The sequence below is a fragment of the Frankia sp. CgKIO3 genome (genome assembly GCF_977946435.1).
The window spans coordinates 1-11,063 of sequence record NZ_CDWTMO010000142.1; the positions used below are offsets into that span (position 1 = coordinate 1).

Annotated in this window: 10 protein-coding genes; 9 read left to right on the forward strand and 1 reads right to left on the reverse strand. The window is 71.8% G+C overall.

The window, feature by feature from the left end:
* Positions 1 to 276: 276 nt before the first annotated feature.
* Positions 277 to 951 (reverse strand): acyltransferase, encoded by a 675-nt coding sequence (locus tag AC08OJ_RS15175; RefSeq protein WP_476593610.1) that lies wholly within the window; start codon positions 949 to 951, stop codon positions 277 to 279.
* Positions 952 to 1,165: 214 nt separating this feature from the next.
* On the opposite strand from AC08OJ_RS15175, the gene AC08OJ_RS15180 reads away from it, so the two are divergent.
* From AC08OJ_RS15180 to dnaN, 9 genes are all read left to right on the forward strand, one after another.
* The gene (locus AC08OJ_RS15180; RefSeq protein WP_462187461.1) at positions 1,166 to 2,149 is read left to right on the forward strand and encodes a glycosyltransferase family 2 protein; all 984 of its coding nucleotides are present in this window, start codon (positions 1,166 to 1,168) and stop codon (positions 2,147 to 2,149) included.
* Between the two features lie 5 nt (positions 2,150 to 2,154).
* Complete coding sequence (locus AC08OJ_RS15185; RefSeq protein WP_476593611.1) at positions 2,155 to 3,378, forward strand: glycosyltransferase; 1,224 nt, start codon at positions 2,155 to 2,157, stop codon at positions 3,376 to 3,378.
* A 169-nt stretch (positions 3,379 to 3,547) separates the two neighbouring features.
* The gene (locus AC08OJ_RS15190) at positions 3,548 to 4,261 is read left to right on the forward strand and encodes a class I SAM-dependent methyltransferase (protein WP_476593612.1); all 714 of its coding nucleotides are present in this window, start codon (positions 3,548 to 3,550) and stop codon (positions 4,259 to 4,261) included.
* A gap of 3 nt (positions 4,262 to 4,264) precedes the next feature.
* Entirely contained in the window at positions 4,265 to 4,540 is a 276-nt protein-coding gene (locus AC08OJ_RS15195; RefSeq protein ID WP_476593613.1) for a hypothetical protein, read from the forward strand.
* An 82-nt stretch (positions 4,541 to 4,622) separates the two neighbouring features.
* Positions 4,623 to 6,032 carry a glycosyltransferase family 4 protein gene (locus tag AC08OJ_RS15200; RefSeq protein ID WP_476596051.1) on the forward strand — a complete coding sequence of 470 codons (1,410 nt, stop codon included), beginning with the start codon at positions 4,623 to 4,625 and terminating at the stop codon, positions 6,030 to 6,032.
* An 82-nt stretch (positions 6,033 to 6,114) separates the two neighbouring features.
* A complete protein-coding gene (locus tag AC08OJ_RS15205) occupies positions 6,115 to 7,245 on the forward strand; it encodes a glycosyltransferase family 4 protein (RefSeq protein WP_476593615.1) in 1,131 nt (376 codons plus the stop codon).
* A 134-nt stretch (positions 7,246 to 7,379) separates the two neighbouring features.
* Positions 7,380 to 8,300 carry a glycosyltransferase family 2 protein gene (locus AC08OJ_RS15210; RefSeq protein ID WP_476593616.1) on the forward strand — a complete coding sequence of 307 codons (921 nt, stop codon included), beginning with the start codon at positions 7,380 to 7,382 and terminating at the stop codon, positions 8,298 to 8,300.
* Positions 8,301 to 8,520: 220 nt separating this feature from the next.
* Entirely contained in the window at positions 8,521 to 9,594 is a 1,074-nt protein-coding gene (manB, locus tag AC08OJ_RS15215) for a mannose-1-phosphate guanylyltransferase (protein WP_476593617.1), read from the forward strand.
* Positions 9,595 to 9,769: 175 nt separating this feature from the next.
* Positions 9,770 to 11,023: a DNA polymerase III subunit beta gene (gene dnaN, locus AC08OJ_RS15220; RefSeq protein WP_476593618.1), complete on the forward strand. Its 1,254-nt coding sequence runs from the start codon at positions 9,770 to 9,772 to the stop codon at positions 11,021 to 11,023.
* Positions 11,024 to 11,063 lie beyond the last annotated feature (40 nt).

Sequence of the window (11,063 nt, forward strand, 5' to 3'; positions counted from 1 at the left end):
CGGCATTGGGACTGGCGGTGTCACAGCCTGCAACCATCATCGTGACCGCTCGAGGGCTGGTTCACCGTTATTGAATCGGGGGATCGAGGTGGATGCCTTCGGCTATCCGGATGCAAAGTCCGCCGGATAGCACGGATAGCAGGATCTGTCGAATAGCAGGATCTGTCGGATTTGGGCGAGGCGAAGATTCCGGTTTTAGGCGTGGCCGCGGAGCTGTCCGCGTGGCACGCGGGCAGCCGAGGCCCGACGTCCGGAGCGCGCGATCCGGGCGCCGGATCAGCGCCAGGAGTCGATGTGGCCGACGATCTTCGCGGGGGATCCGGCGGCGACGGCCTTGGGCGGCACGTCCCGGGTCACCACCGAGCCCGCGGCGACGACGGCGCTCTCGCCGATCGTCACGCCCTTGAGCACGATAGCCCCCGTGCCGATCCAGGCCCGGTCCTCCAGCACGATCGGCCCGCTCATCGGCTGCTCCACGCCGTCGACGACCATCGGATGGAAGTCGTTGTCGAGTAGCTGGGTGTCCCACGAGACGTTGCAGCAGGCGCCGATCGAGACGCGTTCGCGCACGAGGATCTTGGCGAACCCGTTGATGTTCGCCCCGGGGCCGAGTTCCAGTACGCCCGAGTCGACGACGATCCGCACGCCCCGCTGCAGCGACACGACACCTTCGCAGCGCAGGCGGCCCTCGGGATGCACCCGGATGATCGAGGTGTCGCGCCGGGTCGACAGTCCGAACGCGCCGAGCCCCACCCGTAGCGCTGCGCCCTCGGCGAACTCGATGCGTTCCCGGCCTTCGATCACGGTGGGGGAACCGGTCCAGATCGGTTGCCTGTACGCGAGCGGGTAACGCAGCCCGGCCACGAACGAGCGGGCCGAGGTCTCCTGCGCCGCCCGCAGCGAACGAACGTGCCGCACATACTCCCGCAGATCATTTCTGAACGCACCCACGGAGCAACAGTAGGCGCTGCCCCGATGGCCGGGACCGCCCGGCTGTCGGCTCGCCGGGGCGGGCATGCCACTCTAGAGTCGTGCGCGAGCCCTCGACGGAGCGTGCACCATCGCCACGGACCGGCGATCGGGGCGGGAACTGACGACGTCGGGCCGCCAGGACGCCGGCCCGGGACGCCGCTGGGCCGGAACGACGACCGGGAGCCACACCGACGTGAGTGTCAGCGCCATCCACCGACCTGAACATCCGCAGGCCGGCACCCCAGTGCGGGCGGCTTCCGGGGACGGCGTCGCTGCCGCCGGTCCGGACACCCCTTACGTGACCATCGTGCTGCCCTGCTACAACGAGCAGGACCATGTGGTGCTCGAACTCGAGCGCATCACCGCCGCGATGGACGCGAGCGGTTACTCCTACGAAGTCTTGGCGATTGACGACAAGTCGACCGACAACACGCTCGCGGTGCTGCGCGAGGTGGCCCCGCGGTTCCCGTGCATGCGGGTGATGCCGTTCCGCCGCAACGGTGGTTCCGGCACGGCCCGCCGGATCGGGACCCAGGAGGCCCGCGGCAAGATCGTCGTCTGGACCGACGCCGACATGACGTACCCGAACGAGCGCATCCCGGAGTTCGTCCGTTACCTGGACGACAACCTCGACGTCGACCAGGTCGTCGGGGCGCGCCGCACCGAGGAGGGTACTCACAAGTGGGCCCGGGTGCCGGCGAAATGGTTCATCCGGATAATCGCCCAGCGGCTGTCCGGCATGAAGATTCCCGACCTCAACTCCGGGCTTCGTGCCTTCCGCCGGGACGTTTCCCTGCCCTATCTGCGGCTACTGCCCCCCGGTTTCTCCTGCGTCACCACGATCACGATGTCCTTCCTGTCGAACCAGCATCCGGTGGATTACCTCCCGATTGATTACGCAAAACGGTCCGGAACGTCGAAGTTCCATCCCTTCCGGGACGCGCGGCGTTACATCCTTCAGGTGCTGCGGATGGTGATGTACTTCGATCCGATCAAGGTTCTCATGCCGGTCGCCCTGTGGATCATGGGTTTGGGTTTTGTCAAGCTGATCGTGGACGTGATCCGCTACGACTTCCATGTGGCGACGTCGACGCTGCTGGCGATTCTGGTCGGCTTCCAGATCGTCGTGCTGGCGTTGATCGGCGATCTGGTGGCCCGCTCGCGCAGCGACACCTGACCGGCGTGCGCATCGCGATCGTCGGTCCGACCCATCCCTACAAGGGGGGGATCGCGCAGCACACCACCGAGCTTGCGCACCGGCTGTCGGCGCGGGGCCACGAGGTGGCGGTCGAGTCCTGGTCGGCGCAATACCCCGCGCGGCTCTATCCCGGCGTGCAGCGCGTCACCGAGCCCGAGATGGAGCCGTTCGAGGTCACCCGCTACCCGTTGTCGTGGCGCAGACCGGATGGGTGGATCCGGCTCGGCAGGCGCCTGCGGCGGCAGGCCGACGCGGTGATCCTGGTCGTCGTTACCCCCGTGCAGGCCCCGGCCTACCTGGGCGTCCTCGGCGCACTGCGGGCCCCGGGGCTGCGGGCCCGGGGGCTGCGCGGCCGGGGCACGGGTTCCGGGCGAGCGGGTTCCGGAGGCGCGGGTCCCACGGTCGTGGCACTCTGCCACAACGTCCTGCCGCACGAGCGCCGGGCCGTGGACGAACCGCTGACCAGTGCGGTGCTGCGCCGGTCGTCGGCTGTTCTCGTCCACACGCCGGCCCAGGCGGAGCTCGCCGCGTGCCTCACCCCTGCTCCGGTCCTGGTGGCCGAGATGGCCACGCACCTGTGGTCCTCGCGTCTGCCGTCCTCGGGTCCGTCCTCCTCGGGTCTGCCGTCCTCGCCGCCCGGGCCGGTGGCCGGCCGCGGTGGGCCATCCGCCGACGTCACCCGGCGCAATCTGCTGTTCTTCGGGCTGGTGCGGCCGTACAAGGGACTGGACGTCCTGCTGCGGGCGTTGGCCCGCGGGCCGGCGGACGTTCGTCTCACCGTCGCCGGCGAGTTCTGGGGCGGGACGGGGGAGACCGCCCGCCTGGTCGAGGAGCTCGGCCTGGCCACCCGGGTGGACCTGCGGTCGGGCTATGTCGACGCGGCGGAGGTGCCCGCGCTGTTCGCCGGTGCCGACGCTCTGGTGCTTCCCTACCGGGCCGGAACGGCGTCGCAGAACGTCGATCTCGCGCACCTGCACGGTGTGCCGGTCGTGGCGACCACGGTGGGAACACTCGCCACCACGGTCCGCGATGGCGTGGACGGTCTACTCGTGCCGCCCGACGACGCGGAGGCGCTGGCGGTGGCGCTGCGGCGGCTCTACGAGCCCGGCGTGCTCGCCGGGCTGCGCTCGAAGGTCATACCGCCGGACATCGACGGGGCGTGGGAGCGTTACCTTGATGTGACGTTGGGCGCGTTTGGGCACACCTGAGCCGTGGCGTATGCGCGAGTCACGGCCCATCCCTGGATCGTGGACCACGCGTGAATCGTGGACTCGGAAGGCGGACTGGAATGAGCAAGGCTGACCGGATGGGCCGGGCTGACCGGATGGGCCGGGCTGACCGGATGGGCCGGGCTGACCGGATGGGCGGGGCCGACCTGTGAGCCCGGTGCGGGCCGACGCCCTCGCCTTCGTGGGCCATCAGGTACATGTCATGCGTCGCCGGGAGGTCGGCACCCTGCTGTCGTGGGCGGGGGAACTGGCCGGGCGCACCCTGCTCGATGTGGCCGGCGGTGACGGCTACTGGGCCGGCCAGGCCGTCCGTCGCGGGGCTCGGGCGGTGTGCCTCGACCTCGCCCGGCACAAGCTGCAGTTCGGTCGCCGGCTGCGCGGGCATCCCGGGCTCGTCGAGGGGGACGCCTTGGCGCTGCCGTTCGCCGCGGCCACGTTCGACGTCGTTATGTCGGTCTGCGCCATCGAGCACTTCGACGATGGGCCGGCCGCGCTTGCCGAGATGGCGCGGGTGCTGCGTCCGGGTGGCGACCTGGTGATGTCTGCCGACGCCCTCACCCGGGCGGCGTCCTGGCCGGATCTGTTCGACCGGCACCGCGAGCGCTACTACGTCAGGCACACCTATTCCGGCGACCATCTCGCCAAGCTGCTCGACGATGTCGGGCTCGAGGTCATTCGGCAGACGTACATGTTCCGCAGCGAACGCGCCGAGCGGCTCTACCTGACCTTGTCCGCCAAGGGCGGCAGGACGGGATGGAACGCCGCGGCCGTGCTCTCGCCGGCCGTCGCCCTGTCGGACCGGCGGGCTCCCGACACCGCGGGCAGCGTCGTACTCACCCACGCCCGCAAACGGGAGGGCTGAACGATGGCGTCCGCCGGCCGGTCGGCACGCCCGGGCCCCGGCCGTGAACCGCGCCGGCAGCCGGAGCACGGGCCGCGGATGGGCCCGCCGCCGCCCCCCACCTCCCTGCGTAACCAGCGCATCCTCGCCGTCGTCCTGACCGTGCTGCTGTTCGGGCTGATCGTGGCCGGGATGGGTGCCGGGTTCGCGCTCTTCGGCCATCGGGGCTGGGGATACCTGGTCGGCGGGATCTCCTGCGCCGTGATGGCACTCGCGGCCCTGCGCGCCTGCGGCCGCTGACCCCGCCGGCCCACCGGCCCCGGCTGTCCGGGGACCGGGCCGGCTGTCCGGGAATGGAGGAGGCAGGGGCAGACTGTGACCCGTGCGTGTGGGTTTCCTTGTCGAGCAGCTGCTCGCGCCGGTTCCTGGCGGGACCGGGCGCTACTCCGCCGAGCTCGCGGCGGCGCTCGCCCGCACCGCCGCCCCCGAGGACCGGGTGACCGGGTGGTGTGCCGGGCGCCGGGAGGTCGGTCCGGCCGTGTTGCCCGGCGTCTTCGGTCCGTTCCGACTTGGTCTGCCTCGCCGCGCACTCGCCGTGGCCTGGGCGTGTGGCGTGGGCCCGGCTCCGACAGGGGTGGACGTCATTCACGCTCCGACCCTGCTGGTGCCACCCGCGGGTGGTACCCGGGGGTTCGTGACCGGTTCGGTGGCGGACGCCCTGCGCGGCCTCGACGACCGGACCGGTTCTCGGACCGGGTCCCGGCGCGGGCGACGGTCCGGTGACTCCCGGCGTTCTCCGGATTATCGGCGCTCTCCGGGTTATGTGGACTCATCTCCACCTTCCGGACTTTCCGGCGCGCCGCCCCGTCCGTCGCTGGCTTCCTGGGCCTCCGGAACCGTCGCGCCGGCCCTGGGTAATACCCTGGATCGGCGCCGGCCGCGCCCGAAGCTCGTCGTGACGATCCACGACGCCGTTCCCTGGACGCATCCCGAGACCCTGACCCCGCACGGGGTCCGGTGGCACCGGCTGATGGGCGAACGGGCCGCACGCCACGCCGACGCGGTCGTCGTGCCGACGCTCGCGGTAGCGGCCGAGATCGCCCGGCATCTGCCGATCCCCGAAGACCGCCTGCACGCGATCGGGGAGGGAGTCGCCGACGCCGTGGTCCGGGTTCCGCCCGATGCCGACGCCCGCGCCGCGCGGATGGGGCTACCCCCTCCAGGGCGTTATCTACTCACCCTCGCCACGCTCGAACCCCGTAAGGGCCTCGACACCGCGCTCGCGGCGCTGCGACGACCGGGCGATCCGGGCCTGCCGTTGGTCCACGTCGGCGCGACCGGCTGGGGTGGGCTGGACGTGCGCGCGGCGGCGGCCAGGCACGGTCTGGGCGCGGACCGGGTGCGCACCCTTGGGCGGCTCAGTGACGAGGATCTCGCCGTGGTCCTGTCCCGTGCGGGCGTACTGCTCGCGCCGAGCCGGTCGGAGGGCTTCGGGCTGCCGGTCGTCGAGGCGATGGCGCACGGTGTGCCGGTCATCGTCTCGGATGCCCCCGCGCTGGTCGAGGTCGGTGGGGGCGCCGCCGTGGTAGTCGGGGTGGACGACCCGGCCGCGCTGGGCGCCGCGGTGGCGAAGGTCATGGGCGATCCGGGCCTGCGGGGGCGGCTGTCGGAGTCTGGACGCCTTCGTGCCCGGTCATTTACCTGGAAAGGGGCAGCACTGGCGACGTGGGCGCTCTACCGTCGAGTCAGCGGTTCCCCCGCCGTGTCCGTCGCCGACGACGGGCGGGCGTAGTGTTGCCCCCGTTGAGAAGCAAGCGGTCACCGTGAAGCAAGCGACCACCCCGTCGCGGGTGGCGCGTCAGGGAGGGAGCGCCGTGGGACCCCGGGTGCTCGTCGACGCCACTTCGGTCCCGGCCGACCGTGGTGGCGTGGGGCGTTATGTCGACGGGTTGGTCGCGGCGCTGGGCGCGACCGGCGCGGACATGGCGCTCGTCTGCCAACGGTCGGATGAGGAACGCTACAGCCGGATGGCTCCACACGCCACCGTTCTGTCCGGGCCGGCGGCCATCGCCCACCGGCCCGCGCGGTTGGCCTGGGAACAGACCGGGCTGCCACTGGTCGCCGAACAGGTGAATGCCGATGTCATCCATTCACCGCACTACACGATGCCGTTGCGGGCGCACCAGCCCGTGTGCGTGACGATTCATGACGTCACCTTCTTCACCGAGCCCGACATGCACACCGCGGTGAAGGGCACGTTCTTCCGGTCCGCGATGCGCACCGCGGTGCGCCGGGCGGTCCGGATCATCGTCCCCTCGAAGGCCACCCGGGACGAGCTGGTGCGGGTGCTCGACGGGGAGCCGACGACCACCGACGTCGCCTACCACGGCGTCGACACGTCGACCTTCCATCCGCCGACCGAGGAGGACAAGCGGCGGGTGCGCCGCCGGCTCGGGCTTGGCGACTCGCGCTACGTCGCGTTCCTCGGGATGCTGGAGCCGCGCAAGAACGTGCCGAACCTCATCCGGGGCTGGGCCGAGGCGGTGCACTGGCGGGACGAGCCGCCCGCGCTCGTCCTGGCCGGCGGCTCCGGCTGGGACGACGACGTCGATGCCGCCGTCGCCTCGGTGCCGAGCCACCTGCGGGTGATCCGGCCGGGTTATCTGCGCTTCTCCGACCTGCCGGGCTATCTGGGAGGTTCGTCACTGGTGGCGTATCCCTCGCACGGTGAGGGCTTCGGGCTGCCGGTGCTGGAGGCGATGGCCTGCGGCGCCCCGGTTCTCACCACGCCGCGCCTGTCGCTGCCGGAAGTCGGCGGCGATGCCGTCGCCTACACCCAGCCGGACGCCGGCTCGATCGCCCGGGAGATGGGCGCCCTGCTCGATGACGCCGAGCGGCGCAGGCAGCTCGGTCAGGCCGGTCTCGCCCGGGCCCGGGAGTTTACCTGGGCGGCCAGCGCCGAGGCGCATCTCGCGAGCTACGCGCGGGCGGTCGCCGAGCGCTGAGGCGCCCGTCGGCCCGGCCCCGGGGCGAGGAACGCCGCAAAGGGCGCGCTACGGTCTCCTCGGTGCAAGGTGCCGTGCGTCGTCACGGGAACGTGTCGGGCGACCAGCGGTGGGCGAGAACGGGCGGGCGAGACATGGGTGTGGATCCGGAGATCCGGGTCGTCGTCGTGACCTTCCGGTCCGGGGAGGTGATCGGCGCCTTCCTCGACTCGCTGGCGAAGGCGACCACGCGGCCCTACGAGGTCGTCGTGGTGGACAACTCGCCGCACCTCGACGAGGGCACGAGGGCGGCCGCCGAGCGGGCCGAGGTGCGCCTGGTGCGCCCGGGTCGCAACCTCGGCTATGGCACCGCGGTCAACCGTGGTGCCGCCGGAGCCCGCGGGCCCTGGCTGGTGATCTCCAATGCCGACATCTCCTTCGCGCCCGGTGCGGTCGACGAACTGATTGCCGCGGCCGACCGCTGGCCGGGGGGCGGGGCCTTCGGCCCGGGGATCATCAATCCGGACGGGGCGCTCTACCCCTCGGCCCGGGACCTGCCCTCTCTCGGCCGCGGGGTGGGGCACGCCTTGTTCGGCTGGTGCTGGCCGACGAATCCGTGGACGGCCTCCTACCGGCGGGAGCGGGGCCTCCCCCGGGAGATGACCGCCGGCTGGTTGTCCGGTTCCTGCCAGCTGCTGCGCCGGGAGGCCTTCGAGGCGGTCGGCGGGTTCGACGAGTCCTACTTCATGTTCATGGAGGACGTCGACCTCGGCCGCCGCGTCGGCGAGGTGTCCTGGCAGTCGGTGTACGTGCCGTCCGCGGTGGTCGAGCACCTCGGCGGGCACTCGACGAAGCGGTCGTCACGGCGGATGGTGCTGGCTCATCACCGCAGCATGTTCCGCTACCTGTCCCGGCAGTACCCCGGCAACGCGCGCGCGCCGCTGCGGCTGCTGCTCGGGGTCGGTCTCGTGGTCCGGCTGCTGCTCGCGCTGATCTTCGCCCGGGACAGCGCGGGGGCGAAGGCGACCCGTTCCGCCGATCTGCTTCCCCGGGGCGGTGCCGCGCGGGGCGCCTGAGCGGACCGCGGCCGGCCGATGGCCGGCAGTCGAGTCGCTGGTAGCCGAGTCGCTGGTAGTTGAGGATGTCCTGGATGTCCGAGATATTTGGGATATCCGGACGGCTCGGTGAACCCCGGTCCGACGCAACGTGTCGAAACCATGGCATGCCGTTCGTTGTATGGTCCCGACCCCGATCCGTTTTCAGCGCCCACCGCGTGTTCTGCGACACTGACGCCCCATGGACGCAGTGATGCTTGTCGGCGGTCAGGGGACCCGCCTGCGACCGCTCACGATGTCGGCACCGAAGCCGATGTTGCCGGTCGCGGGGGTGCCGGTCACCGCGCACATGCTGGCTCGCGCGCGAGACGCGGGAATCGACCGGGTGGTGCTCGCCACCTCGTACCGGGCGGAGGTCTTCGAGGAGTACTTCGGGGACGGCTCGGCGCACGGACTCCAGCTGGAGTATGTCACCGAGACCGAGCCGATGGGCACGGGCGGCGCGATCCGCAACGTGGCCGAGCGGCTCCACGGGGGACCGGACGATCCGGTCATGATCTTCAACGGTGACATCCTCGCCGGTCTGGACATCCAGGCCCTCGTCGCGCGGCACACGGGGACCGGCGCGGCGGTCACCCTGCATCTGACCCGGGTGGTGGACCCGCGTGCCTTCGGGGTCGTGCCCGTCGACGACGATGGTCGCGTCACCGCCTTCCTGGAGAAGACCCCGGACCCGCCCACCAATCTGATCAACGCCGGGTGCTACGTGTTCCGGCGGTCCGTCATCGACACGATCCCGACGGGACGACCGGTCTCGGTCGAGCGGGAGACCTTCCCGGGACTGCTGGCCGCCGGCACGACGGTCATGGGTTACCCGGATGACACCTACTGGCTCGACCTCGGAACTCCCGCGGCGTTCGTGCAGGGCAGTCGCGATCTGGTGACCGGCCGGATGGCGTCGTCGGCGCTGCCGGGGCCGGTCGGGGACTGCCTGGTGCTGCCCGGTGCTGTCGTGGCCGCCGACGCCAAGATCGGTGGCGGGGCGACCGTCGGGACCGGTGCGTGGGTCGGCGCGGGTGCCGCGATCGACGGTGCCGTGCTGTTCGACGGTGCGGTCATCGAGGCCGGGGCGGTCGTGCGGGACAGCGTGATCGGTCGGGACGCGGTGATCGGCTCCGGTGTCGCGCTCGACGGGGTGGTCATCGGCGACGGGGCACGGATCGAGCGAGGCAACGAGCTGCGGTCCGGGGCGCGTGTGTTCCCCGGAGCCGTCCTCTCGGCGGGCGCTGTGCGATTCAGCTCGGACCGCATCTGAGCGCAGCCGACCGGTTGCGGGCGGCGGCGGACCACTGGTAGCGCCGCCGCCTCTCCTCACGACGTGGCGGCTGCGGCCCGTCCGGGCGGAGATCTCGCGGACATCCACGGACGGGGAACAAACACCGCCCGCTGAATGCGGTGATTCCGCGCCGTGGCCGAGGACAATCGCACTCATGAGGTTCAGCGTGGAACGCGACGCGTTCGCTGACGCGACCGGCTGGGCCGCTCGGCATCTACCCAACCGGCCGGGCCCGGCCCGGAACGTCCTGACCGGCATCCTGCTCACCGCGGGCCATGGCGCCCCGGCGTCGGCGCCCACCGCGGTTCCCCTGCCGTCGGGTTCCGCGGCGTCTCCTGGTTCCGCGGCGCGCCAGGGGCCGGCCACGGCCTCGGTCCTGACGATCTGCGCGTACGACACGGAGGTGGCGGTGCGGGCTCCGGTCGCGGCCTCGGTGGACGGACCGGGGCGGGTGCTGGTGCCCGGCCGGCTCCTCACGGACATCGTGCGCAGCCTGCCCGCGACGACGGTCGACGTCGTGGTCGACGGTGACCGGCTGGTCCTGCGCTGCGGCAGCGTCCGTTTCACCGTGCCGTTAATGGACCCGGGCGACTACCCGAAGCTCCCCAGCTTTCCCGGACCGATCGGTGAGGTGGACACGCTCGGGTTCGCGTCCGCGGTCGGTCAGGTCGCCCCGGCGGCCGGCCGGGACGAGACCATGCCCGTGCTCACCGCGGTCCGGATGGAGATCTCCGGGCGCGGGCTGACCCTCGCCGCCACCGACCGGTACCGGCTCGCGGTACGCGGCATACCCTGGCAGCCGACAGTCGACGATCCGTGGGCGCTCGCGCACGTGCCCGCCAAGGTTCTCGCCGAGGTGGCCCGCACGCCGACGTCGGCCTCCCGCATCATGATTGGCCTGGACCTCGACGATCCGTCCGGCGCCCGGCTCGGCCTCGCCGCCGGCGGCCGGCAGACCATCGTCCGACTCATCGAAGGGACGTTTCCCAACTACCGCAAGCTCCTGCCCGAGGCGGCCGCGCTCGTCGTCACCGCGCAGACCGCGGCGCTCGCCGCGGCGGTCCGCCGGGTGGCTGTCGTCGCCACCCGCACCGGGCCGCTGCGGTTCACGTTCACCCGCGACCAGGTCGTCGCCGAGGCCGGGGACGGCGGTGGCGCACAGGCCAGCGAGACGATTCCGGTCGAGTACGCAGGTCCCGAGCTCTCGGTGCTGTTCAACCCGTCCTACCTGCTGGACGGGCTCGGTGCCGTCGAGGACGATCAGGCGACGATCGGGTTCGTCGACGCCGATCCGGCCGAGGCCGCCGCGAAACCCGCGGTGCTCACCGGCAAGGACAGCGGCCGCGGCGCCGTTGACGAGGGCGCCTACCGCTACCTGCTGATGCCGATCCGCCACGGCGGGAGCTGACTTGTCCTGTGCCGTGTCGCCGCGCCGGGGAGGGTCAGGG

Excerpts from the sequence above, each read along its gene's own strand:
- AC08OJ_RS15195 (WP_476593613.1), top strand. The coding sequence starts at position 4,265 with ATGGCGTCCGCCGGCCGGTCGGCACGCCCGGGCCCCGGCCGTGAACCG.
- AC08OJ_RS15210 (WP_476593616.1), top strand. The coding sequence starts at position 7,380 with ATGGGTGTGGATCCGGAGATCCGGGTCGTCGTCGTGACCTTCCGGTCC.
- manB (WP_476593617.1), top strand. The coding sequence starts at position 8,521 with ATGGACGCAGTGATGCTTGTCGGCGGTCAGGGGACCCGCCTGCGACCG.
- dnaN (WP_476593618.1), top strand. The coding sequence starts at position 9,770 with ATGAGGTTCAGCGTGGAACGCGACGCGTTCGCTGACGCGACCGGCTGG.